This is a genomic window from Actinomadura rubrobrunea NBRC 15275 (genome assembly GCF_001552235.1).
Taxonomy (GTDB): domain Bacteria; phylum Actinomycetota; class Actinomycetes; order Streptosporangiales; family Streptosporangiaceae; genus Spirillospora; species Spirillospora viridilutea.
The window spans coordinates 15036-39072 of the sequence record NZ_BCQU01000064.1; the positions used below are offsets into that span (position 1 = coordinate 15036).

Below are 24037 nucleotides of genomic sequence, written 5' to 3' on the forward strand. Positions count from 1 at the left end.
CGCCGCGGCCTGCCGTCGGCATGCCCGATGACGGGGCCGGAGGTCCCCATGAACGAGAAGGCCATACTCGACCGCATCCGCGACTTCGTCGCCGAGGAGCAGCGGCTGCGCGAGCGCCATCTGCGGCGCGAGCTGAGCGGGGACGAGGAGCGCCGCCGCCTGCGGGAGCTGGAGGCCGCCCTCGACCAGTGCTGGGACCTGCTGCGCCAGCGCAGGGCCCGGCTGGCGGCGGGCCAGGATCCGGACGAGGCCGCGCCGCGCCCGGTCGACGAGGTCGAGGACTACCTGCAGTAGCCCCGCCCGGGCGAGGCGTCCGATCCGCGTCAGGGGCGTCGGCGCCGTGTCACATGCGGCCGTGTCACATGCGGCCGCGTCACATGCGTTCGGGCGTCGGCACGCCGAGCAGGTGCAGGCCGGTCTCCAGGGTGCGCAGCGTCGCCGCGCACAGCGCCAGCCGGGACGCCTTGGTCTCCTCGTCCGGCGCCTGCAGGACGGGGCAGTTCTCGTAGAACGCGGTGTAGGCGTCCGCCACCGAGAACACGTAGGCGGCGAGCCGGTGCGGCTCGGCCGTCTCGCCGGCCTGCGCGACGGCCGCGCCGAAGCCCAGCAGCCGCAGCGCCAGCGCCCGCTCCGCCGGGTGCCCGATCTTGATGGGGCCGGCGGCCGCGTCCGGGTCGGCGCCGCCCTTGCGGAAGATCGACCGGATCCGCGCGGCCGCGTACTGCAGGTACGGGCCGGTGTTGCCCTTGAAGGCGATCATCCGGTCGAAGTCGAAGACGTACTCGCTGTCGCGGGCCACCGACAGGTCGGCGTACTTCACCGCGCCGATGCCGACCGCCTCGACGATCTTCGCGCGGGTCTCCTCGTCGAACTCCTCGTCGTGCGGCACCTCGTCGAAGGCGCGGCCGGCCCGCTCGACGGCCTCGTCGAGCAGCTCGGCCAGCTTGACGGTGCCGCCCGCCCGGGTGCGCAGGATCTTGCCGTCGGTGCCCAGCACGTTGCCGATCGGGGCGTGCTCGGCGCGCACCTCGTCGTTCAGCCAGCCCGCCATCCGGGCGACCGCGAACACCATCTGGAAGTGCAGCGCCTGCGGCGCCCCCACCACGTAGATCATCCGGTCGGCGCGCTCGACGTCCACCCGGTACCGGACGGTGGCCAGGTCGGTGGTGGAGTAGTTGTAGCCGCCGTCCCGCTTGCGGATGATCACGGGCAGCGGCTCGCCCTCCCGGCCGGTGAACCCGGGCGGGAACGCGCACAGCGCGCCGTCGCTGACCACGGCGATGCCCTTGTCCTCCAGCTCCTGGACGGTCGGGCCGAGCATGTCGTTGTAGAAGCTCTCGCCCTTGATGTCGTCGTCGGTCAGCGTCACGCCGAGCCGCGCGTAGACGGTGTTGAAGTAGCGCTTGGAGACGTCCACCAGGATCCGCCACAGCCGCAGCGTCTCGGGGTCGCCCGCCTGCAGCCGCACGACCCGCAGCCGGGACCGCTCGGCGAACTCCGGGTCGCCGTCGAACTTCTGCCGCGCGGCCTGGTAGAACGCGGTCAGGTCGGCGACCGACGAGTCGTCGCGCTCGGCGGCGTCCTCGCCGATGTCCAGCAGGTGCTCGATGAGCATGCCGAACGGGGTGCCCCAGTCGCCGATGTGGTTGTCGCGGACGACGCGGTGGCCGAGGAACTCCAGGATCCGGGCGATGGAGTCGCCCACGATCGTGGTGCGCAGGTGCCCGACGTGCATCTCCTTGGCCACGTTGGGCGAGGAGTACTCGACGATCACCTTCTGCGGCGACTCGACCGGCGGGACGCCCAGCCGCTCGTCGGCCAGCGCCTGCGCGGTCTGCTCGGCGATCCAGGCGTCGCTGAGCGTCAGGTTGATGAAGCCCGGCCCGCTCACCTCGGCCTTGGCGATGACGTCGCCGGTGTCGAGGTGCGCCACGATCTCGTCGGCCAGCTCTCGCGGCTTTCGGCCCGCCTTCTTGGCCAGCGCCAGGGCGACGTTGGCCTGCAGGTCGGCGAACTGCGACGGCCGGATGACCGGGTCGGCGTCCGCGTACGACGGTCCGAGGACGGCGGCGAGCGCGTCCCGGACCCGGGCGGCGAGGACGAGTTGCGGATCGGGCATGGCCCAAGGTTATCGGGACCGCGCCCGTGCACCGGTAACGAACACCGGGCCCAGCCGGGCGTCAGGCGCCCGCGGGCGGCTCCTGACGCCCGGCGACGAGCTCGGCGGGCCCGGCGGGCTCCGAAGACTCGGCGGGGTCGGCCGATAACCCGGTCGCGGACGGCGGGGCGTCCTTGCCGGACGCCGGGCCGTCGGGCCCGGGCGAGGGGGACGGCTCGGCGGCGTCGCCGTGCCGGTCCCTGTCGTCGCGGTCGCCGTGCGTCCAGCGGCCGAAGCGGGACGTGCGGGTCGCCGCGACCTGCTCGCGGACCTTCTCCACGATCCGTCCGGCGGCCAGGTCCTGGGCGAGCGCGCAGGCCGCGGCGATGGCGCGGGCGTGCGAGGCGCCGTGCGCGATGACCACGGTGCCGTTCAGGCCGAGCAGCACCCCGCCGCCGTAGGTCTCCGAGTCGAACCGCTCGCGCAGGCCGAGCAGGCGGCGGCGCTGCAGCAGGGCGCCCACCCGGGCGGTGCGGGTGGCGGTGAGCGCCGCGCGGACCTCGGCCGAGGCCATCCGCATGGCGCCCTCCAGCGTCTTGAGCGCGACGTTGCCGGTGAACCCGTCGGTGACCACGACGTCGACGGCGCCGGTCAGCAGGCCGTCGCCCTCCACGTTCCCGGCGAACTCGATGCCGGGCTGGCCCGCCGCCAGCAGCTCGTACGCCCGCTTGGTGACCTTGTCCCCCTTGCCCGGCTCGGACCCGATGTTCAGCAGCCCCACCCGCGGCCGCGCCAGCCCCAGCCGGACCTGCGCGTAGGCGGTGCCGAACGCGGCGAACTGCACCAGCGTCTCCGGCTTGACGTCGGCGGTGGCGCCCGCGTCCAGCAGCACCGTGGGCCGGGGCCGGGTCGGCAGCGTCACCGCGATCGCCGGGCGCATCACGCCCTGCTGGCCTTTGAGCCGCAGCCGCGCCGTGGCCACCACGCCCGCGGTGGTGCCCGCCGACACCAGCGCCGACGCGCGGCCCTGCTTGATCAGATGGCAGGCGATCGCCACGGACGAGCGCGGCTTGCGCCAGCTGGCCAGCGCGCCCTCGTCCATGCTCAGCGCCTCGTCGGCGTGCACGATCGGGATGCGCCCGGCCATGCCGAGCCGGTCCAGCCGGGCCCGGATCCGGGGGGCCGGCCCGACCAGGACGAGCCGGACTCCGTGCTCGCGCACCGCGGCCACCGCCCCGGTGACGATCTCGTCGGGGCCGTGGTCGCCGCCCATGGCGTCCACCGCGACCGGGGCGGGCCTCGAACGCCGGGCGGCGCGGTACGGCGGCTCGGCTCTGCCGGTCATGCGGGGCTCCAGGGCGTCTCCAGAGCGTGCTCCAGGCGTATGCGTGCGTCCCCCTCCAACCTGCGGGGAAGCGGAACCGGTGCGTTGCGGCCGCCGTCCCGGTGCAGAACGGCGATGACGGCAGCTCATCGCATGGTAGGCGGTCGCCGCGGCTGCCCTGACCGCCGGGTCGCCGCCGGGCGCCGCCGTGTCGCGCGCACGCCGAGCTCAGACCGCGTTCGGGCCGCGCGCACGCCGGGACGAATCCGCGGCAGGCGCGCACTGCGGACGCTTCTCTCGGCGGCAGCGTCCAGCGGCGCGCCCGCGGAAAGGTCAGCGGCCCGTCGCCCTGCGGCAGTCGTCGCCGAGGCAGGTGCTGTTCTGCAGCAGCGGACGCCCGTCCACCAGGATCGTGAAGTAGTGCTGCCGCGTGGCGTGGTCGCCGGTGCCGATGACCTGCACCGGCTTGCGGTCGGCGGTGACGCCGTGGCAGCTGACCCGCAGCCGCCGCTCGCTCCAGCCGGGGATGTCGCGGCAGCGCAGCGCGCCGTTCAGGGCGATGCCGCGGGCGCGCAGCTCGGCGGCGGCGTTGCCGGGCAGGGCCCGGCGCAGCGCGGCCTGGCTGTCGTACCGCAGGTGGGTGCGGTCGGCGAGCACCAGGTAGCCGACGCCCGTGATCACGGAGGCCGCCGCCAGGGCGGCGATCCCGACGACCAAGGCTGTGACCCGCGTGATCTTCACGGCTGGTGACGTCACCCGGCAGCGGCCGGGCATGCGCGCGGCCGGGCAGGTTTTCCCTGATCATGCGATGTTCTTGCGGAGTCATCGCCGTCGTGGCGTGCGGACGGCCCGCCGCGTGTGCTCGCGGCCGGGGACACGCGGCGGGGGACGTGCGGCGGGGGAGCGGCGGTCAGCGGCAGGCGCGGCCCAGGCAGTCGGTCCGCAGCAGGGCACGGCCGTCGACGGCGACGACGTAGTGCTCGCGCGGGCGGGGCGTGTCGGCCGCGGTGGCGACGCCCGTCACCGCGACGGGCGAGCCGTCGACGGTGCGGCCCGTGCACCGGATGCGGACCACCGACGGGGATCCGGTGCCGGGCGTGGCGCACGACAGGCGCCCGTCGAGGCGGACGCCGCGCGCGGCCAGCTCGGCGGCCGCCCCGTCGGCGACCGCGTTGCGGTAGGCGCCCTCGGAGATGCGCTGCATCACCGTGCAGCCGGTCAGCGCGGGCGCCGCCAGGGCGGCCAGGGCGAGCGCGGTCAGCCGTCGCATGCCGCGTCTCCGTCGGGGCGTGCGGCCTTCGCGACCGCGTCGACGGCGTCGGCGACGGCGTCGGGACGGTCGATCATGACCATGTGCCGGGCGTCCGGCAGCACCACCTGGCGTCCGTTGGGGCTCATCGCGGCCAGCTCCTCGTGGGCTCGCGTCCACCGCTCGGCCCGGTGCCGGGAGCGCACGTCGCCGAGCGCGGTCAGCACCACCAGCGGGACGGGCGGGAAGGGACGGCGGCGGCGCAGCCGGTGCAGGTCGGCGGCCATCTCGCGGTAGGCGGCGTTCTCCGCCAGCACCGTGGCGATCACCGTGCCGCGGCCGTACACCCGCCGGATGAGCGCGGGGGGAACCACGTCGCCGCCGCGGCTGGTCCGGCGCACCACCAGCCGCCGTCCCGCGGGGCCGACGATCCGGGCGAGCCGCGTCAGGTCCAGCAGCGCGCCGAACGCGCGGGCGAGCGGGGTCAGCGCGGCGGCCGTGCGCAGCCGCACGCGCGGCGCGCGCTCGGCGCTCGGGTCGACCAGCACCAGCCCGGCGACCAGCTCCGGATGCAGCCGCGCCAGCGCCTCGGCGGGGAAGGCGGCCATCGAGTGCGCCACCGGCACGACCGGCGCCCCCGCCGCCGCGGCCAGGTCCGCCAGGACGCGCACGTCGCGGCGCAGGCTCGGCGGGGCGTGCCCGGCCGGGCTGAGGCCGAGCCCGGGACGGTCGAACGCGATCGTCCGGCGGCGGTCCGCCAGCAGGTCGACCGCCGGGTCCCAGTCGAACCAGGCGCCGCCGAGCCCGGCCGTCAGCAGCGCGACCGGGCCGCCGCCCCGACCGCGCGCGACCAGGTGGACCTGCTCGCCGCCCGCGTTCTCCACCCTGCTCACAACTGCGCCCTCTCCGGCGGGGGCGGGACGGCGCGGCGGCGCGCGGCGCGTCGTTCCTGGACCAGCGCCCAGGTGACGGTCAGCAGCCCCAGCACCAGTACGGCGATCTGGCCGCGCTGGATGATGCCGAGCCACCGGCCCTCCACCATCGCCGCCATGGTGGCCAGCGCCAGGGCCGTCTCCACGGCGGCCAGCGGCAGCCCCCAGCGCGCCAGGGCGGGCCAGCGCCCGTGGCGGCGGGCGGCGACCGCCAGCGCCGCGAGCGCCGCCACCCCGAAGGCGATCACGAGACTGCTGGTGACGGCGTGGAACTCGTGGGAGAACGACACGTTCCCGGACCGTTCGCGCAGCGCGCACCCCGACTCCAGGCTGGGGGCGCAGTCCAGGGGGAACACCGCGTCGCCGACGGCGCACAGTCCGAACAGGGCCAGCAGGATCCAGCCGGTGACGGCCCAGCGCAGCCCCGGACCGGCGCGCGGGGTGCCGCGCAGCGCGACGAGCGCCACGGCGATCGTCAGCACGCCGGTGACGAAGTCCCCGCCGCTGTAGACGGCGTGGTACGGCTGGTCGACGGCCGACAGCTCGCTGACGTAGCTGTTGACCACGTCGATGTCGGGGCTGAGGAGGTGCTCGAGCAGGAACGTGCTGTAGGCGACGGCCGCCAGCCCGGCCAGCGCCACGGCGAAGGCCGGCACGCCCTGGGCGCGGCCGAGCTCGGGTGCGTCCACGTGCCCCCTTTCACGCCGGTCTGAGCGGCCGTGACGGTGCCCAGCATAGGGACGTCTGAGGCGGGCGTCTTTGCGTCACCCGTGATCGATCGGGCGGGGGAAGGTCCGGTTGTCCTTGGATGTCGGCATTTGTCAGTCTTGTGGTTAACCAGCATCTTTGTACCTTGAGAGGGGTATCTCTCTAATATCCACGGGGGTTCGACCACCGGCATCGGGGCGGGCCTCGCCGTGATCACCCACCGTGACGACGCGCCGCCCGGTGCGTTCCCCGCTGACAGTCAAGGAGTACCGACACGTGACATTGGTGAACGACGCGGCTCCCGCGGTGCGATCCACCGGTCGCAAGTTCCGCGCCTTCACGGCCAAGCACCTGGAGGAGCTCACCGCCCGCGCAGGCCTGACCCCCGACGAGCGGCTCGCGACCCGGGCCGTGGCGACGGTCCTGCCCTTTCGGACCAACGCGTACGTCATCGAGGAGCTGATCGACTGGGACGCCGCGCCCGACGACCCCATCTACCGGCTGGTGTTCCCGCAGCCGGACATGCTCCCGGCCGACGACGTCGCGCACCTGAGCGACCTGCTGCGCCGCGGCGCCCCCAAGGCGGAGATCGACGCCGCCGCCCACGCCATCCGCGTCCGGCTCAACCCGCATCCCGCGGGCCAGATGGAGCTGAACATCCCCAGCTTCGGCGACGGCAAGATCCCCGGCCTCCAGCACAAGTACGACGAGACGGTGCTGTACTTCCCCAAGCAGGGGCAGACGTGCCACGCCTACTGCACCTACTGCTTCCGGTGGGCGCAGTTCATCGGCGAGCCCGACCTGAAGATGGCCGGGGACGACGCCCTCCAGCTGCGCGACTACGTCAAGGCGCACCCGGAGGTCACCAGCGTCCTGTTCACCGGCGGCGACGCCATGATCATGGGCGAGCCGGTGCTGCGCCGCTACATCGAGCCGCTGCTGGAGCTGGAGCAGCTGGAGTCGATCCGCATCGGCACCAAGGCGCTGGCCTACTGGCCGCAGAAGTTCGTCACCGACCCCGACGCCGACGACATGCTGCGGCTGTTCGAGCGGGTCGTGGAGGCCGGCAAGAACCTGGCGTTCCAGGCGCACTTCAGCCATCCGCGCGAGCTGGAGCCGCTGGTCGTCACCGAGGCGGTGCGCCGCATCCGCGACACCGGCGCGGTGATCCGCACCCAGGCGCCCCTCATCCGCACCATCAACGACGACGCCAAGACATGGGAGACCATGTGGCGCGCCCAGACGCGGATGGGCATGGTGCCGTACTACATGTTCGTCGAGCGCGACACGGGGCCGCAGGACTACTTCGCCGTCCCCCTCGCCCGCGCGGTGGACATCTTCCGCGACGCCTACAAGAACGTCGCCGGCGTGTCCCGGACCGTCCGCGGCCCGTCCATGTCCGCCACGCCCGGCAAGGTGTGCGTGGACGGCGTCGTGGAGGTCGCCGGCCAGAAGGTGTTCGCGCTGCACTTCATCCAGTGCCGCGACGCCGAGCTGGTCAACCGGCCGTTCTTCGCCCAGTACGACCCCGAGGCCGTCTGGCTGGACGACCTCAAGCCGGCGTTCGCCGACCGCTTCCCCTTCGAGCGGTAAGCAGGGAGCCTCGGCGTGCCGGCCGTCACGGCCGGCACGCCGCCGGTTCCCGGATCGCGCGGACCAGCGCGCACGCCGCGACGGCCGACGCCGCCCCGAACAGGGCCATCACCGCGCCCGGCGGCAGGATCTCGCCGAGCGCCCCCGCGGCCGCGACGCACGCCGCCTGGCCGGTGATCACCCCGATGTTCGCCAGGCCCAGGGCCTGCCCGCGGGCGTCCTCCGGCACCCGGTCCAGGAAGGGGCGCTGCAGGCCGAGCTCGTAGCTCAGCCCGAACGCCGCCAGCGCCGCCAGGGCGCACGCGGCCGCCGCCCCCGGCCGCGCCGCGAACGCCAGCAGCGGCAGCCCGGTCATGACGGCGAGCGGCCGCGTCAGCCGCTCCCGGCGCGCGATCCGTCCGACGACGAGGTTGCCCGCCAGCATCCCGGCGGCGTAGGAGGCGAGGACGGCGCCCGCGGCGTCCGGACGCCCCAGCTGCGCCGCGTACGGGATCACCACGCCCTCCGACCCGACGGCCAGCGAGATCGGCAGCCACTGGGCGAGCAGCAGCCGCCGCGTCCCCCGGTCGGCCAGCAGGATCCGGTTGACCCGCCACGTCTCGCGCACCGACGCCCCGTCCGCCGCCTTCCTCGGCGGCCGCCGCCGCACCCCCGCCCGCGCGACCGCCGCCGCCACCAGGGCGCTGCCCGCCGCGAGCCACAGCGCCCCCTCCGGGCCCACCGCCAAGAGCAGCAGCCCGCCCGCCGCGTTCCCGCCGATCTGCGCCCCGGCCGCCGTCATCGTGAACAGCGAACGTCCCAGCACGTAGCCGTCCCCGGGCAGCAGGTCCGGCAGCACGGCCGTCACCGAGGCCGTCGCGACCGGCGCGAACAGCCCGATCGCCGCCGTCAGCAGGATCGCCGCCGAGGTCGGCACCCCCAGCGCCAGGACGGCCGTCACCGCCGCCCGCAGCACGTGGAAGGCCACCAGCAGCGGCCGCGGCGGCACCCGGTCGGCCAGTGCCAGCAGGAACGCGCCGCCGACCACGTACGGCAGCATCCCCGCCCCGTAGGCCAGGGCGGACGCCAGCGCCGACCCCGTTTTCTCGTACACGAGCACCGACAGCCCGAGCATCCGCACCGTGTCGCCGACCACGAACAGCGTGTGCAGCCCGAACAGAACCCGGAACTCGCCGACCCCGAAGACCGCCCGATACGACATGCGAGCGATCGTCACGGCGGGGGGCCGGCGCGGCTAACGTTTCGCTCAGGAGCGAAACAATGATCGAGATCGAGGTCGGCCCGGGGGACGTGGCCGCCAGCCGCTTCGCCATCGCGCCGCTCACCGAGGTGCACTCCGCCCTCGGCGTGCTCGTGCGCCGCCTCCCGCCCGGCCCCCTGCGGCCCTGGGCGTCCCGCGCCCAACCGATCTTCGCCCGCCTTCTCGACGACCCCGCCGTCCGCGCCCTGGCCCATCTGGGACGCAACCGCGGCTACATCGCCGACTTCATCACCCCGCCCCCCGGCCGCCCCAAGGCCACCGTCGAGGAGCAGCTGGCCCAGGTGCGCGCCACCCCGCCCGACCTGGCCCGCGCCGAGATCGCCCGCAACGCCGCCGGCCTGCCCGCCCCCGACCCCGAGGTGACGGCCGTCCTGTCCGCCCCCGACATGGTCGACCGGTTGGCGCGCGCACTGGAGAAGACGTGGACGGCCCTGATCGCCCCCGACTGGCCCGTCCTCAGCGCCGTCCTCGACCAGGACCTGGTCTACCGCGCGGGACGCCTGGCCGCCTACGGCTGGGGCGCCGCTCTGGACGACCTGTCCCCCCGCGTGCGCTGGCGGGCCGACCGCGGCGTCATCGAGCTGACCGGTCTCCTGACCTCGGGCCGCTACCGCCTGGGCGGGGCGGGCCTGCTGTTCGTCCCCACCGTCTTCTCCGATCTCGGCGCCCAGCTGGGAAGCGACTGGCCCAACACTCTCATCTACCGCGCCCGCGGCATCTCCGCCCTCTGGGAGCGCCGTCCGCCGCAGCCGCCCGACGCCCTGGGCCGCCTGCTGGGCCGCTCGCGCGCCCGCGTCCTGCTCGCCCTGGACGCGCCCGCCACCACGACCCAGCTCTCCGCCCGCCTCGGCGCCAGCCTCGGCGGCACCGCCGACCACCTGGCCGTCCTGGCCGCCGCCGGTCTGGTGGCCAAGACCCGCGTCGGCCGCGCCGTCCTCTACCAGCGCACCACCGCGGCCGACGCCCTCATCGCCGCGGCGGGCGACCCCCGCCCCGAGTGACCGCCCGCACGACCACGGTCAGCTCTGGAGGCCGTCGTCCACGTCGACCTTCTCAGGGGCGAGCTTCAGCCCGGCGGCGGCTGCCTGCTGGGTGAGGAGGACGGCGAAGTCCTCGTCGACGTGGCCGTCCTCCACCAGGGACTGGATGAGCCGCGCCGTCTGCTCGACGACGGGCATCGGGACGTCCATGCCGTCCGCCGCGGTGAGGCCGAGGTCGAAGTCCTTCTTCAGCAGCGGCGGGGTGAAGGTGGGTGTGAAGTCCAGCTTGACGAACGCGGGCGTCTTGTAGCGGGTGAACACCGACCCGAGGACGCTGTTGTTCAGGAAATCCAACAGGGCGTGCCGCGGGACGCCGCCCTTCTCCGCCAGCACGCTGACTTCCGCGAGCGCCTGCGTCAGCACCCCGAGCAGCAGGTTGTGGGCGATCTTCACCAGGCGGGCGGAGTCGCCGTCGCCCATGTAGGTCACCGAGCCGGCGATCCGCGCGAGCAGGGGCGCCGCGCGGTCGTAGGCGTCCCGAGGGCCGGACACGGCGATCGCCAGCCGGCCCGCCCGGACGGCTCCGGGGTTGCCGCTGACGGGGGCGGCGAGGAACGCGGCCCCCCGCTCGGCGCACGCCCGCCGGACGGCCGCCGAGCCCTCCGGCGACACGGTCGAGCAGTCCACGATCACGTCCGGGACCCGGTCGCCGGCGAGGAGCCCGCCGTCGCCCGTCAGCACGGCCTCGAGAGCCGCGTCGTCGGCGACCATCGTGAACACGATCGGCGCGCCGCGCAGCTCCGCGAGCGATCCGGCGACCGCCGCGCCGCGCTCGCGCAGCGGCTCGGCCTTGGCCGGGGTGCGGTTCCACACGGTCAGGGCCACGTCGGTGCCGAACAGCCGTTCGACCATGGCCGTGCCCATGCGTCCCGTTCCGATCCAGCCGACGTCCATGTCCGTCCCTCCTCAGCGAACCGGCGGCCACGAAGTGTCGGTGTCGTGCACGAACCAGACGCCCACCGCCGGGACGTCGCCCTCGTTGTGGTAGCGGTGCGGAGTGGCCGACGGGAACGACACCGAGTCGCCCGGACGCATCCGATAGGTGTCGAACCCCAGCGTCAGCGTCAGCTCGCCCTCGATGAGGTACCCGTGCTCGACGCCTCCGTGCCGCATGAGCTTCCCGGTGCTGGACGACGACCCGCCCGGCGCGTAGGTGACGAGCAGGAAGTCGACGTCCGTGCCGGGGACGTGTCCCAGGCGCTCCCACGTCACGCCCGACTCCAGCTCCAGCACCTCGCGCTCCCCGGTCCGCAGCAGCGGCCCCGCGAACGCGGCCGCCGCCGCGCGAGGGGCCGCCAGGGCGGCGGCCGGGCCTTCTGGGGCGAGGCCCGCGGCCGCGTCCTCGTCGACGGCCGGATGCGCGACGACGACGCCGTGCTCGGAGTCGGAGGCCGACGCCTCGGACGGGGCGGCGGACGCCTCCCCTGACGGGGACGCGCGGCCGGCGGCTGCCGCCTCCGATGGCGCCGTGCCGGGCGAGAGGCAGAGGGGCGCCGCCTCGTCCGGGGGAGAGGAGCCCGCATCGGCCGAAGCTCCGGGCGACTGGGGCGGAGGGGAGCCGTGTCCGTCCGCCGCGGGGCGGGGCGCGGCGTCGAAAACGTCTTCTATGGAGATGCCCAAGGCCTGCGTGATGGCGTAGAGGGTGCTGACCGAGGGCTGGCTCTTACCGGTCTCGATCTGGGAGACCATGCTCGCGGACACGCCGACGGCGCGCGCCAGGGCGCGCAGCGTCACGCCGCGTTTGAGGCGCTCTTCGCGAATGCGCGCGCCGACGGGCGGAATCGACATCCCCACCTCCCTCCGCACCGAGCGTACAGCAACTGTTAACACGGTCGCTCCTCAGGGTGACTGTTCAGTGACTATTGACACTCCTGTTCACCTGTACTTCATTGAAGGGAGAGCTGGGAGGTGACCGGCGATGGCGATCAAGACCTTCGGGCCCAACGCGGTCGACTGGGAGGAGCGCATCGACCTCGACCGGCTGCGGCGGGAACGGCTGCGGCGGCTGCGCGAGCACCTCGACCGCTCCGACCTCGGCGCGGTGCTGGCGTTCGACTTCTCCAACATCCGCTACATGACCGCGACCCACATCGGCACCTGGGCGATGGACAAGCTGATCCGCTTCGCCCTGCTGACCCGCGACGGCGACCCCGTCATCTGGGACTTCGGGTCGGCGGCGCGCCACCACCAGATCTACAACCCGTGGCTCGGCGACGGCGCGCGGGCGGGGATCTCCACGCTGCGCGGCGCCTTCCACCCGGACGCGGGCATCGCCGCGGACGTGGCGACGAAGGTCGCGACCGTGCTCAGGGAGCGGGGCCTGGCGAACGAGCCCCTGGGCGTCGACGTGGTCGAGCCCCCGGTGTTCTTCGCGCTGCGCGACGAGGGCGTCGACGTGGTGGACGGCCAGCAGGTGTTCATGGAGGCCCGCCGCATCAAGACCCGGGACGAGATCGCGCTGCTCACCCAGGCGTGCTCCATGGTCGACGCGGCCTACGAGGAGCTGTACGGGTTCCTGCGCCCGGGCGTGCGCGAGAACGAGTGCGTGGGCCTGGTCAGCAAGGTGCTCTACGACCTCGGCAGCGAGTACGTCGAGGGCGTCAACGCGATCTCGGGGGAGCGGTGCTCGCCCCACCCGCACGTCTACAGCGACCGGATCGTCCGGCCCGGCGACCCGGCGTTCTTCGACATCCTGCACAGCCACCTGGGCTACCGCACCTGCTACTACCGCACGTTCGCGGTCGGCAGCGCGTCGCCGGCGCTGCGCGACGCCTACAAGCGCTGCCGCGAGTACATGGACCGGGCGATCGCGCTGGTGAAGCCGGGCGCGACCACCGCCGACATCGTGTCGGTGTGGCCGCGGGCCGAGGAGTTCGGGTTCGCCGACGAGACCGCCGCGTTCGCCCTGCAGTACGGGCACGGCGTCGGCCTGTCCATCTGGGAGAAACCGATCTTCAGCCGGCTGGTGTCGCTGGACCATCCCGAGACCCTCGAGGAGGGCATGGTGTTCGCGCTGGAGACGTACTGGCCCTCCTCCGACGGCTGGTCCGCGGCCCGCATCGAGGAGGAGGTCGTGGTGACCGCGGACGGCTGCGAGGTCATCACCAAGTTCCCCGCCGAGGAGCTGCTGGTGGCCGGACGCACGTACTGGACGGCCGGGGGAGCGCTGAACACCCTGCGCGAACCCGAGTCGCACCGCAACCGGGCGAACGGCGGTCCCCGATGATCGGCGCCGAGGAGCTGCTGCGGCTGTACGAGCGGATGGCGCTCATCCGCGGCACCGAGAAGGCCGCGCACGACCTGTTCATGGCGGGCCTGGTCAAGGGCACGACGCATCTGGCCGCAGGGCACGAGGCGGTCGCGGTGGGCGCGAGCGCGGCGCTGCGCGACGACGACTACGTGTTCGCCACCTACCGCGGCCATCACCACGCCATGGCGCGCGGCGCGACCGCCGAGGAGTGCCTGGCCGAGCTGATGAGCAAGGCCACCGGCGTGTGCAAGGCCAAGGGCGGCTCGATGCACCTGACGAAGGCGTCGACCGGGATGCTCGGCTCGTACGCGATCGTGGGGGCGCACCTGCCGATGGCGGCGGGCGCGGCCTGGTCGGCGAAGCTGCGCGGCACGGGGCAGATCGCGGTGGCGTTCTTCGGGGACGGCGCGACCAACATCGGGGCGTTCCACGAGGCGCTCAACCTGGCGGCGGTGTGGTCGCTGCCCGCGGTGTTCGTCTGCGAGAACAACTTCTACATGGAGTACACGCCGATCGGGAAGGTGACGGCCGTCCCGAACCCGGCGGCCGACCGCGCGTCCGCCTACGGGCTGACGGGCGAGGTCGTCGACGGCAACGACGTGGTCGCGGTCGCCGAGGCGGTGGGACGCGCCGCCGCCCGCGCCCGGGACGGCGCGGGCCCCTCGCTCATCGAGGCGCGGACGTACCGGCATTACGGGCACAGCCGCGCCGACCCCGCCAAGTACCGGCCCGCCGAGGAGGTCGAGCGCTGGCTCGAGCGCGACCCGCTGAACCTGGCGCGGGCCCGTCTCGAAGCGCTCGGCGTCCCGGACGCGGCGCTGCGGGAGGTCGACGAACGCGTCCGCGCCGACGTGGACGCGGCCGTCGCGGCGGCCAAGGCGGCGCCCGGCCCGGACCCGGCCGAGGCGTTCACCGACGTATGGGCGGACGGAGGCGCGGCATGGCGGACATGATCACCTATCGGGCGGCGGTCGCCGAGGGCATCGCGCGGGAGATGCGCCGCGACCCGGCCGTGGTGTGCCTGGGCGAGGACATCGGCGCGGCCGAGGGCGTGTTCAAGACGACCGTCGGGCTGCTCAAGGAGTTCGGGCCCGAGCGGGTCTGGGACACCCCGATCTCCGAGCAGGCCATCGTCGGCGCCGCGATGGGCGCCGCGATGACCGGGCTGCGGCCCGTCGCCGAGATCATGTTCAGCGACTTCCTGGCCTGCTGCTGGGACTACCTGGCCAACGAGATCCCCAAGGTCCGGTACATGACCGGCGGGCAGGTCGCCGTCCCGCTGGTGGTCCGCACCGCCAACGGGGGCGGCCTGGGGTTCGGCGCCCAGCACTCCCAGGCCGTGGAGAACTGGGCGCTGACCGTGCCCGGGCTGAAGATCGCCGCGCCGTCCACCCCCGCCGACGTGATCGGCCTGATGGCCGCGGCGATCCGCAGCGACGACCCGGTCGTGTTCTTCGAGCACAAGGGCCTGATGGCCGGGCAGGGGCCGCTCCCGCCGGACGGCCACGTCGTGGAGCTCGGGCGGGCCGCGGTCGTGCGCGACGGCGCGGACCTGACGATCGTGGCGCTGGCGTCCACGGTGCCCACCGCCCTCGCCGCCGCCGACCGGCTCGCCGCCCGGGACGTCTCCGCCGAGGTCGTCGACCTGCGGTGCCTGGTCCCGCTCGACATGGCGATGGTGCTGCGGTCGGTGGAGCGCACCTCCCACCTGCTGATCGTCGAGGAGAACCCCTACCAGGGCGGCTGGGGCGGCACGGTCGCCTCCATCGTCGCCGACGAGGGGTTCGAGCTGCTCGACGCGCCGGTGCGCAGGCTCGCCGCGGCCTGCGTCCCCCTGCCGTTCGCGGACGTCCTGGAAGACCAGGTGATCCCGACGGTCGACAAGGTCGTCCAGGCGGCGCTGGCCCTGGCGGACTACTGACCCGGGACCGCCGACATGAACGCCGCCCGCCGTCCGCACCGCCGAACCCCCGCAACCGAGTCTCCGCCGAGTCCGCTCCCCGCCCACCCACCCCTACGCAGGAGACGGCCATGAGTCATCGCCTACTTCTCCGAGGCGGCCACGTGCTCACCATGGATCCCGACATCGGCGACCTGCCGTCCGGCGACGTGCTCGTCGAGGACGACGCGATCGCCGAGGTGGCGCCGCGCATCGACGCCGACGCCGAGGTGATCGACGTCGCCGGGCGCATCGTCATCCCCGGATTCGTGGACACCCACCGGCACACCTGGGAGACGGCCATCCGCGGGGTGGCCCCCGACGCCACCCTGGACGACTATTTCGTCGAGATCCTCGACACCTTCGCGCCCGTCTACACGCCCGAGGACGTCTACGCGAGCAATCTCGCCGGGGCGCTGGAATGCCTCAACGCGGGCATCACCACGCTCGTCGACTGGTCGCACATCAACAACACGCCCGAGCACGCCGACGCCGCCGTCCGCGGCCTTCAGGAAGCGGGCATCCGCGCGCAGTACGCCTACGGCAGCGCCAACACGTCCCTCGCCGACTACTGGTTCGAGAGCAAGCTGGTCATCCCCGCCGATGACGTGCGGCGCGTGCGCTCCACGTACTTCTCGTCCGACGACGGCCTGCTCACCATGGCGCTCGCCGCCCGCGGCCCCGGGTTCTGCACGGACGACGTCGTCCGGGCGGAATGGGCGCTCGCCCGCGAGCTGGCCCTGCCCATCACCGTCCACGTCGCCATGGGCCGCCAGGCCGGCCGGTTCGACATGGTCAAGCGGCTCGACGGCCTCGGCCTGCTCGGCCCGGACACCACCTACATCCACTGCTGCCACCTCTCCGACGAGGAGTGGCGCCTGGTCGCCGACACCGGCGGCACGGTCTCGGTCGCGCCGCAGGTGGAGATGCAGATGGGCCACGGCTGGCCGCCCGTGATGAAGGCGCTGGAGCACGGACTGCGGCCCAGCCTGTCCGTCGACGTCGTCACCACCGTGCCCGGCGACATGTTCACCCAGATCCGCGCGGCGTTCGCGGCGGACCGCGCCCGCGTCAACGCCGCCTGCTGGGAGGCCGACACGCCGGTCCCGGACACCATGCTCACCGCCCGCCGGATGCTGGAGATCGCCACGATCAACGGCGCGCACGTCGCCGGGCTCGAAGCGCGCACGGGCTCGCTGACGCCCGGCAAGCAGGCCGACATCGTCGTGCTGGACGCCACGGGGATCAACACGGCGCCGGTGCACGACGCGGCCGCCGCGGTGGCGCTGTGCGCGGACGTGTCGAACGTGGAGACCGTGATCGTCGGCGGGGTCGTCCGCAAGCGCGACGGGCGGCTGCTCGCCGACGTCGGCAGGGTGCGGGGACTGGTCGAGGAGGCCCGCGACCGGCTCGTCGCGCAGGTGAGGAAGGCGGCATGACGGTACGGCACACGGTGCGCAGGGCGGCGGACGCCGAGTTCGCCGCCCCGGCCCCCGGATACCGGCGCTGGGACGCCGTCGGCGAGTCCACCGGCGCCGTGCACACCGGTTTCGCGATCTGCGAGCTGGACCCGGGGAGCTCCCTGCGCGCCCACATGCATTCGTTCGAGGAGTCGTTCTACGTGCTGGACGGATCGGCCGTCCTCGCGACGCCGGAGAGCTCCGTCCGCGTCGTCGCCGGCGACTACGGGCTCGTGCCCGTCGGCGTCCCGCACGTGTGGCGCAACGACGGCGACGCCCCGTGCCGCTGGGCCGAGATGCAGGCGCCCGTGCCCCGCGCCCAGTACGGCGACGACACCTTCGCCGTGGACGCGTTCGACGCGCCGCCTCCCCGGCCCGTCAACGTGCGCGACCCGCGGACCCGCCGCTACGGCCACATCGAACCCGCCAACATGGACCCGGCGAAGCAGACCCAGGACCTGCTGGCGGTCTCGGCGAGCATGCGCACCGCCCTGCTCGTCTACAGCGGCATCACCGTCAAGATGATGGTGGACGGGGAGCTCGGCGCGCGGCTGTCGACGATGTTCATGGTCCAGTACGACCCGGACGGGATCGCGGGCCCCCACGACCATCCGTTCGAGGAGACGTACCTCATCCTCGAAGGCCGCACCGAGGCGGTCTTCGACGGGGAGCGCCATCTGCTCGAACCCGGCGACATCGCCTGGGCGGGCGCGGGCTGCGTGCATTCGTTCACCAACGCGGGCCCCGGGCGCGTCCGCTGGCTGGAGACGCAGGCTCCGCAACCGCCCTCGCGTCATTCGTACAGATTCGTCCGCGACTGGGAGCCCTTGCGGGGCAAAGGAGCTGCATCATGACGACGATCGTGATCGTGGGCGGCACGTCCGGCATCGGCCGCGAGATCGCCCGGCGCCACGCGGCCGAGGGCGAGGAAGTGATCGTCACGGGACGGGACGCCTCCCGCGCCGCCACCGCCGCCAAGGAGGTCGGCGCCGCCCGCGGCCTCGCCCTCGACCTGACCCGGCCCGAGGAGATCGCCGCCGCGCTCGCCGAGGTGGAGCGCGTCGACCACCTGGTGCTGGCCGCGATCGAACGCGACCAGAACACCGCGGCCGACTACCGGCTGGACGACGCGCGCCGCCTGACCACCCTCAAGCTCGTCGGCTACACCGAGGTCGTGCACGCGCTGCTGCCGCGCATGAGCCGCGACGGCGCGGTCGTCGTCTTCGGCGGCCTGGCCAAGGAGCGCCCCTACCCGGGGTCCACGATGGTGTCCGCCGTCAACGGCGCCGTGGTGGGGCTCGTGCACACGCTGGCCGTCGAGCTGGCGCCGATCCGGGTCAACGGGGTGCACCCGGGGATCGTCGGCGACAGCCCGTACTGGCGCGACAAGCCGCTCGACGCCGTCGTCTCCCGCACGCCCACCGGTCGCCTCGCCACCATGGACGACATCGCCGACGCGGTCTCCTTCCTCCTGCGCAACCGGTCGGTCAACGGCGTCAACCTCAACGTCGACGGCGGCTGGCTGCTCACCTGACCGGACGGGCGCACCGGAGACCCGCATCCCGGTTCCGCGCGGCACGGCGGAACGGAACCGCCGCTGCGGCCGCCCTCGAAATGCGCGTTCGACAGGCGCGCCTAAGCTCTCCGCGCACGACGTTTTTGTCCGTCGGTCTCGGCGCGGGGCGAGTGGTGGCACATGCCGCTCCACGCGTGTGCCACCCGCTCCGCGCCGATGCGCGCTGCCTGCACCGACGTTCCCGCTGCACAAAATGCTTTGCCGGGGGCGCGAGCCGGTGGAGACAATGACGCGATGGGATGGGTGGCACCGGAAATCACGTTGGAACGCCCCTGGACCGACCACGTGACCGGTGACGAGCGCGCGCTCGCCGACGCCTGGCTCGACTTCCATCGTCAGACGCTGCTGTGGAAATGCGGCGGGCTGACCGGCGAGCAGCTGAAGCTGCGCTGCGTCGAGCCGTCCGCTCTCTCGCTGCTCGGCATCCTCCGGCACATGGCGGAGGTGGAGCGGGACTGGTTCCGGTACCGGTTCGCCGGCGAGCGTCCCGGCTACCTCTACGTCACCGACGACGACATGGACGCCGAGTTCGCCGTGGACGGCGCCGACGCCGAGGCCGACTACGCGACCTACCTCGCCGAGATCGAGGCCGTCCGCCGGACGACGGCGGGACGCTCCCTGGACGAGACGTTCCTGGACCCGCGCCGCGGGATCGAAATGAGCCTGCGGTTCGTGTACACGACCATGATCCAGGAGTACGCGCGGCACAACGGCCACGCCGACCTGCTCCGCGAACGCATCGACGGCGCGACCGGCCATTGACCGTCCCGGGCACGGGACGCGGGAGCCTCGCGGCCGACGCGCGGCCGAACACGTGGAGAGCCCCCTCGCGAGGGGGCCCTCCACGCTCTGAGTTCAGGAAAGGGTCAGGACTTGTCGACCCCGTACAGCGCGACGATCGACGCCCGGGCCAGGGTGTGCGCGGTGATGTTGAACCCGACCACGGCGGGCGAGGCGTCGGAGTCCAGGCCCAGCGACTCGACGTCCAGGGCGTGCACGGTGAACACGTAGCGGTGCGGCTCGCCGGGCGGCGGGGCGCTGCCGCCGTACGCCTTGATCCCGTAGTCGTTGCGGGCGTGCACGCCCACCTTGGAGTCCTCGGTGCCCGCGCCGGTCGGCAGCGACGTGGTGGCGGCGGGAATGTCGAACAGCACCCAGTGCCAGAAGCCGCTGCCGGTGGGCGCGTCCGGGTCGAAGCAGGTGACCGCGAAGCTCTTGGTCTCGGCGGGGAACCCGGACCAGCTCAGGTGGGGCGACCGGTTGCGGCCGGTGAACCCCCAGTCGTCGAACACGTGCTCCTCGGACAGCCGCTCCCCGTCGGCGATGTCGTCGCTGGTCAGCGTGAACGACGGCACCTGCGGCAGGTACTCGTGCGGAAGCGGTGGCTTGGCGGCCATGCGACCTCCTCGTCGGACGACTCGTCAGATGATCTGCTTTCCCACCCTCATCTGTATCAGGGGCGCCCCGCGCGCGGCGGCCCGCACGGCGCGAAAGCGGCCGCGGATGCGAAAACCCGCCCGGTCACGGGGGGATCCGGGCGGGGACGCGCGTCGACGGGGGTTCAGCGGGGGGTCACTTGCCGGTGGCTTCGTTGTAGGCGGCGAGGACCTCCTGGGGGTCGCCGTCCATCTTGATGCGGCCCTCGTCCAGCCAGATGACGCGGTTGCAGGTCTCCTCGATCACGTCGAGGTTGTGGGCGACGAGGAAGACCGCCCCGGCGTTCTTGCGCAGCTCGTCGATCTTGGCCTTGCTGCGGCGCTTGAACTTGGCGTCGCCGGTGGCCAGGGCCTCGTCGATGAGCAGCACGTCGTGGGTGCGGGCCGCGGCGATGGCGAAGCGCAGCCGGGCGCCCATGCCGGAGGAGTAGGTGGACATCGGATAGTCGATGAACCCCGGCTTGAGGTCGGCGAACTTGACGATCTCGTCGTAGCGCTTCTTGGTCTCCTCCGGGGACAGGCCCATGGCCAGGCAGCCCAGGATGATGTTGCGCGAGCCCGACAGGTCGCGCATCAGCGCGGCGTTGACGCCGAGCAGGGACGGCTGCCCGTCGGTGTAGACGGCGCCGCGGGCCGGGGGCAGCAGCCCGGCGATCGCCTTGAGCAGGGTGGACTTGCCCGAGCCGTTGGTGCCGATCACGCCGATGGCGTCGCCGCGGTAGGCGATGAACGACACCCCGCGGACCGCGTGCACCTCCTTCATCTGCGGCCGGTTCTGCCGCCGCAGGATGCGCAGCAGCGCGGTCGCCGCCGTGCCCTTGCCGCCGCCGGAGCTGTAGACCCGGTAGACGATGTGGAGGCCGTCCACCACGACGATCGGCTCGCGGGACGGGTCGATCACGACCTCGGGCTGCGCTCCCGTCACCGCGATCTTCTCCTTGAGCGCCTTAGCCACGGCCGTACCTCTCCTCCGCTCGGTAGAAGTACCAGAATCCGCCGACGAAGGCGACGACGGCCCACAGAACCGCGTACAGCCACAGGCGGGCGTAATTGACGTCGTAGGGGACGAGGTCCTGCCGGAAGCTGCTGATCAGCGCGGTCCGCATGAGCTCGATGTAGACCGCGCCGGGGTTGGCCTCCAGGATGTGCCCGACCCAGGCGTGGCCGTCCCGGTTGAAGCGCTCCACCATCCGCGGGATGAAGAAGAACACCCCGGAGAAGTACAGCCAGGACCGGGTGATGAACGGCAGCAGCTGCTGGATGTCGCGCACGAACGCGCCCAACCGGGCGACGGCCAGGCTGATCCCCACGTTGAACAGCAGCTGCAGCGCGAGCACCGGAACGACCAGCAGCCAGTGCAGGGTGGGCATCTCGCCGGTGGCCAGCACGATCACCAGCAGCACCACCATGGAGATGAGCAGCTGCTGCAGCTCCATGATCACGTAGGCGAACGGCAGCGAGGCGCGCGGGAAGTGCAGCGCCCGGATCAGCGAGAGGTTGTTGCCGACCGACTTGGCCCCGGCGGTCAGCGACCGCTGGGTGAAGGTGAAGACGAAGACGCCCGTGATCAGGTAGGCGGTGAAGTTGTCGATGCCCCGGTTGGTCTGCAGCAGGACACCGAAGATCAGGTAGTAGACGAGCGCGTTCAGCAGCGGGGTGAGCACCTGCCAGAGCTGGCCCAGGCGCGAGGCCGAGTAGGTGGAGGCCGTCTTGGCCGAGGCGAACGCCCAGATGAACGTCCGTCGCTGCCAAAGCTCCTGAACGTATTTGCGCAGCGGAGGGCGGGCGGCGCTGCGTGTCAGCCCGTGCCGTTTGGCGAACTCGGCCAGGGACTCACCGACCCGTCCGTTGGCGAGTGAAGGGTCCGTGAGGGTGCCGACCGGCTCGCCACCCGGGGAGCTGAGCCGTTCCGGGTGACTCATGCCGGGAAGCCTATTGCAGTCCGCCTCGTGTACGGGACGATCGCACGCATGTGACCCCTGATTTGAGATCTTTGGAAACCATGTCCGACTCCTCGGGGATACCCGGGCCATGCAGGCAAATCACCGGCGCGCGTCCGCCCGGCCGACGCCGCCGGGCCGGCCCGAGGACGCGGCGACACGCCGCCGGATCGTATCCCGCGGGCGGCCGCGGCGGGGCTCTGCCGATGGCGGGACCGACGGACGTCCGGGGCGGCCCGCCGTGCCGACCTGCCGGGCCCCATGTACGTTCTATCGCGCGTTGACCGCGCCTTTGCGGCGACCCCCCGATGATCGCCTTTGAGGCAGGCTGCGCTCGGCCTGCCGGCCCGGCGCGGCCAGGGGCGCCGTTGCCTGCGCTGGTCGAGCCGCCCGCGGTCGCCCCAGCGGTGCACGTGCTCTGGTGGGCATCGGGTGCTGTCGGCGGCCGCCGCCGTATACCACGGCGACATGTACGTGGACCGCGACCACTCGCAGCAGGCCGATGCGCGGCGTGGAGGCGCGCTGAACTGACCTCCGTGTCCCCGGGGCCTTGAGCAGGTTTGCGGTGCTGGGGCCGGGTAGGGAGCGCTACACCGCCAGGCTGACAAACACCACGAATCAGGATGATTCGGGAAGATCTCAAGGATGGGGTTATGGCGACAGGCGTTCCTCCCAGTGCGCTGAGCGACCACGATCTCCTGCGGGAGCTGGGGCATCTGTACCAGACCCGGATGGACGCCCTCCGGCACGCGGCCGACCAGGCGTTCGGCGAGCACACGCGGCGGATGAACCAGCTGGAGGCGGAGTACCTGCGGCGCAACCCGTCCCGCGAAATCGATCCCGAACGTCTGCGCGAGGGCGCCCGCGCCCGGTGACCCGCCGGCCGCGGCCGGCGGGTCACCGGGCGCGGCGCGTCCGCGTGAGGCGCCGCGCCCGATGCCGACGCAGGCCGCGCGCAGCGGCGCCGGGCGCGACGTCAGGCAGGGGAGATCGCTCATGACGACCTTCGGTTACTTCCTGAGCTGCGAGGAGCACGACCCCCACGAGCTGATCCGGCAGGCGCGGCTGGCCGAGAAGGCCGGGTTCGAGGCGCTGTGGATCTCCGATCACTTCCATCCGTGGCTGGACGAGCAGGGGCACAGCCCGTTCGTCTGGTCGGTCATCGGCGCGCTGTCGCAGGCCGTGTCGCTTCCGGTGACCACGGCGGTGACCTGCCCGATCGGGCGGATCCACCCGGCGATCGTGGCGCAGGCGGCCGCGACCAGCCAGGTGCTGCTCGACGGGCGGTTCCGGCTCGGCCTGGGCAGCGGGGAGGCGCTGAACGAGCACATCGTCGGGGAGCGCTGGCCCGCGGCCGCCGAGCGGCTGGAGCGGCTGGAGGAGGCCGTCGAGATCATCCGGGCGCTGTTCGGCGGCCGCCAGGTCACCCACCGCGGCCGGCACTTCCGCGTCGACACCGCCCGGCTCTACACGCTGCCGGACGCGCCGCCGCCGATCTACCTGTCCGGGTTCGGGGACCGCGCCGCGGCGCTGGCCGGCCGCATCGCCGACGGCTACATGACCACGAAGCCGGACCCCGGCCCGATCCAGTCGTTCCGCAGCGCCGGCGGCCACGGCAAGCCCATGCAGGCGGGCCTGCAGACCTGCTGGGGGGAGGACGAGGGCCAGGCGGTCAAGACGGCCCACCGGCTGTGGCGCGTCACGCAGATCGAGGGCGAGGCGCTCCAGCTGCTGCCGCTGCCCCGGCACTTCGACCAGCTCGGCGGGCTCGTCACCGAGGAGATGGTCCGCCGGAACGTGCCGTGCGGCCCCGACCCCGAACGGCACGCCGCCGCGATCCGGCCCTTCGTCGAGGCCGGGTTCGACGAGATCTACATCAGCCAGATGGGCCCCGAGCCGGACGGCTTCTTCGAGTTCTACCGCGACCAGGTCCTGCCGCGGCTGAGCTAGCCAAGCCGCGGGCCATGTCTTCCCGCGTTTCCCGGCCGCTCGCCCGCGGGTGCGTGTCCCGCCGGTGAAGCGCGCCCCTCGGCTCGGTAAATCTCGTCGCAGGGGCCGGGCATGCCCGCGTCCCCGCGTGCAACGCTTCCCCGGTGCTTTCGGGGAGGTGTGGCACGAGCATGCCCGGACGACAGGCGAGGCGCAGGAGACGAGCCAGGCGCTCGCGCGGCGTCCGACGCGCGGGCGACGTCCGCGGACCGCGCGCCGCGCGGCCCGGGCCGCCGCCGCGC

General features: G+C 73.2%; 24 protein-coding genes. 12 read left to right on the forward strand and 12 right to left on the reverse strand.

All coding sequences use genetic code 11. The features are described 5' to 3' along the window. Nucleotides 1-48: 48 nt before the first annotated feature. On the forward strand, nucleotides 49-294 hold the full coding sequence (locus AR3_RS19545; protein WP_106259156.1) for a DUF2630 family protein: 246 nt from the start codon (nucleotides 49-51) through the stop codon (nucleotides 292-294). A 79-nt stretch (nucleotides 295-373) separates the two neighbouring features. On the opposite strand, the gene argS is transcribed toward AR3_RS19545, so the two are convergent. The 6 genes from argS to AR3_RS19575 all read right to left on the reverse strand — a co-directional run bounded on the left by argS (nucleotide 374) and on the right by AR3_RS19575 (nucleotide 6292). Continuing rightward, nucleotides 374-2119 (reverse strand): arginine--tRNA ligase, encoded by a 1746-nt coding sequence (argS, locus tag AR3_RS19550; RefSeq protein ID WP_067915679.1) that lies wholly within the window; start codon nucleotides 2117-2119, stop codon nucleotides 374-376. 61 nt (nucleotides 2120-2180) lie between these two features. Next, nucleotides 2181-3443 (reverse strand): phosphate acyltransferase PlsX, encoded by a 1263-nt coding sequence (plsX, locus tag AR3_RS19555; protein WP_083951696.1) that lies wholly within the window; start codon nucleotides 3441-3443, stop codon nucleotides 2181-2183. Nucleotides 3444-3755: 312 nt separating this feature from the next. After that, nucleotides 3756-4163 (reverse strand): hypothetical protein, encoded by a 408-nt coding sequence (locus AR3_RS19560; protein ID WP_227023345.1) that lies wholly within the window; start codon nucleotides 4161-4163, stop codon nucleotides 3756-3758. Nucleotides 4164-4332: 169 nt separating this feature from the next. Next, the gene (locus tag AR3_RS19565; protein ID WP_067915681.1) at nucleotides 4333-4692 is read right to left on the reverse strand and encodes a hypothetical protein; all 360 of its coding nucleotides are present in this window, start codon (nucleotides 4690-4692) and stop codon (nucleotides 4333-4335) included. After that, nucleotides 4680-5564 (reverse strand): alpha/beta fold hydrolase, encoded by an 885-nt coding sequence (locus tag AR3_RS19570; RefSeq protein WP_067915682.1) that lies wholly within the window; start codon nucleotides 5562-5564, stop codon nucleotides 4680-4682. Before AR3_RS19570 ends, AR3_RS19565 begins: the two co-directional genes overlap by 13 nt. Beyond that, on the reverse strand, nucleotides 5561-6292 hold the full coding sequence (locus AR3_RS19575; protein WP_106259159.1) for a DUF998 domain-containing protein: 732 nt from the start codon (nucleotides 6290-6292) through the stop codon (nucleotides 5561-5563). The genes AR3_RS19570 and AR3_RS19575 overlap by 4 nt, the downstream gene beginning before the upstream one ends. A gap of 295 nt (nucleotides 6293-6587) precedes the next feature. Here AR3_RS19575 and AR3_RS19580 point away from each other — a divergent pair, with 295 nt between their 5' ends. After that, complete coding sequence (locus AR3_RS19580; protein WP_067915683.1) at nucleotides 6588-7904, forward strand: KamA family radical SAM protein; 1317 nt, start codon at nucleotides 6588-6590, stop codon at nucleotides 7902-7904. Between the two features lie 25 nt (nucleotides 7905-7929). Here AR3_RS19580 and AR3_RS19585 read toward each other — a convergent pair whose 3' ends face one another. Beyond that, entirely contained in the window at nucleotides 7930-9105 is a 1176-nt protein-coding gene (locus tag AR3_RS19585; protein WP_067915684.1) for an MFS transporter, read from the reverse strand. Between the two features lie 59 nt (nucleotides 9106-9164). Between AR3_RS19585 and AR3_RS19590 the strand changes: the two genes are divergently transcribed. Next, on the forward strand, nucleotides 9165-10166 hold the full coding sequence (locus tag AR3_RS19590) for a helix-turn-helix domain-containing protein (protein ID WP_227023346.1): 1002 nt from the start codon (nucleotides 9165-9167) through the stop codon (nucleotides 10164-10166). Nucleotides 10167-10184: 18 nt separating this feature from the next. Here AR3_RS19590 and AR3_RS19595 read toward each other — a convergent pair whose 3' ends face one another. Further along, entirely contained in the window at nucleotides 10185-11099 is a 915-nt protein-coding gene (locus tag AR3_RS19595; RefSeq protein WP_067915685.1) for an NAD(P)-dependent oxidoreductase, read from the reverse strand. Between the two features lie 12 nt (nucleotides 11100-11111). Next, entirely contained in the window at nucleotides 11112-11993 is an 882-nt protein-coding gene (locus tag AR3_RS31595) for a type II toxin-antitoxin system RelB family anti-toxin (protein ID WP_067915686.1), read from the reverse strand. A 130-nt stretch (nucleotides 11994-12123) separates the two neighbouring features. On the opposite strand from AR3_RS31595, the gene AR3_RS19605 reads away from it, so the two are divergent. From AR3_RS19605 to AR3_RS19635, 7 genes are all read left to right on the forward strand, one after another. Further along, a complete protein-coding gene (locus tag AR3_RS19605; protein WP_067915687.1) occupies nucleotides 12124-13431 on the forward strand; it encodes a M24 family metallopeptidase in 1308 nt (435 codons plus the stop codon). Beyond that, nucleotides 13428-14408, forward strand: coding sequence for a thiamine pyrophosphate-dependent dehydrogenase E1 component subunit alpha (locus tag AR3_RS19610; RefSeq protein ID WP_067915688.1), 981 nt, complete (start codon nucleotides 13428-13430; stop codon nucleotides 14406-14408). Before AR3_RS19605 ends, AR3_RS19610 begins: the two co-directional genes overlap by 4 nt. Next, complete coding sequence (locus AR3_RS19615; protein ID WP_067915689.1) at nucleotides 14396-15376, forward strand: alpha-ketoacid dehydrogenase subunit beta; 981 nt, start codon at nucleotides 14396-14398, stop codon at nucleotides 15374-15376. Before AR3_RS19610 ends, AR3_RS19615 begins: the two co-directional genes overlap by 13 nt. A 110-nt stretch (nucleotides 15377-15486) precedes the next feature. Beyond that, entirely contained in the window at nucleotides 15487-16833 is a 1347-nt protein-coding gene (locus AR3_RS19620) for an amidohydrolase family protein (protein WP_067915690.1), read from the forward strand. After that, entirely contained in the window at nucleotides 16830-17708 is an 879-nt protein-coding gene (locus AR3_RS19625; protein WP_067915691.1) for a cupin domain-containing protein, read from the forward strand. Before AR3_RS19620 ends, AR3_RS19625 begins: the two co-directional genes overlap by 4 nt. After that, nucleotides 17705-18388 carry an SDR family NAD(P)-dependent oxidoreductase gene (locus AR3_RS19630; RefSeq protein WP_067915692.1) on the forward strand — a complete coding sequence of 228 codons (684 nt, stop codon included), beginning with the start codon at nucleotides 17705-17707 and terminating at the stop codon, nucleotides 18386-18388. Before AR3_RS19625 ends, AR3_RS19630 begins: the two co-directional genes overlap by 4 nt. 276 nt (nucleotides 18389-18664) lie before the next feature. After that, on the forward strand, nucleotides 18665-19192 hold the full coding sequence (locus AR3_RS19635) for a DinB family protein (RefSeq protein WP_067915693.1): 528 nt from the start codon (nucleotides 18665-18667) through the stop codon (nucleotides 19190-19192). Between the two features lie 104 nt (nucleotides 19193-19296). Here the strand turns inward: AR3_RS19635 and AR3_RS19640 are convergent, their stop codons facing one another. The 3 genes from AR3_RS19640 to AR3_RS19650 all read right to left on the reverse strand — a co-directional run bounded on the left by AR3_RS19640 (nucleotide 19297) and on the right by AR3_RS19650 (nucleotide 21788). Continuing rightward, nucleotides 19297-19827, reverse strand: a complete 531-nt coding sequence (locus AR3_RS19640) for a YbhB/YbcL family Raf kinase inhibitor-like protein (protein ID WP_067915694.1) — start codon at nucleotides 19825-19827, stop codon at nucleotides 19297-19299. A gap of 175 nt (nucleotides 19828-20002) precedes the next feature. Then, nucleotides 20003-20791 (reverse strand): ABC transporter ATP-binding protein, encoded by a 789-nt coding sequence (locus tag AR3_RS19645; RefSeq protein ID WP_067915699.1) that lies wholly within the window; start codon nucleotides 20789-20791, stop codon nucleotides 20003-20005. Between the two features lie 22 nt (nucleotides 20792-20813). Beyond that, nucleotides 20814-21788 carry an ABC transporter permease gene (locus AR3_RS19650; protein ID WP_067915695.1) on the reverse strand — a complete coding sequence of 325 codons (975 nt, stop codon included), beginning with the start codon at nucleotides 21786-21788 and terminating at the stop codon, nucleotides 20814-20816. Nucleotides 21789-22459: 671 nt separating this feature from the next. Between AR3_RS19650 and AR3_RS19655 the strand changes: the two genes are divergently transcribed. Both AR3_RS19655 and AR3_RS19660 read left to right on the forward strand, forming a co-directional pair. After that, nucleotides 22460-22681: a DUF6158 family protein gene (locus tag AR3_RS19655; protein ID WP_067915696.1), complete on the forward strand. Its 222-nt coding sequence runs from the start codon at nucleotides 22460-22462 to the stop codon at nucleotides 22679-22681. A gap of 121 nt (nucleotides 22682-22802) precedes the next feature. After that, nucleotides 22803-23756 (forward strand): LLM class F420-dependent oxidoreductase, encoded by a 954-nt coding sequence (locus AR3_RS19660; protein WP_067915700.1) that lies wholly within the window; start codon nucleotides 22803-22805, stop codon nucleotides 23754-23756. Nucleotides 23757-24037: the final 281 nt, after the last annotated feature.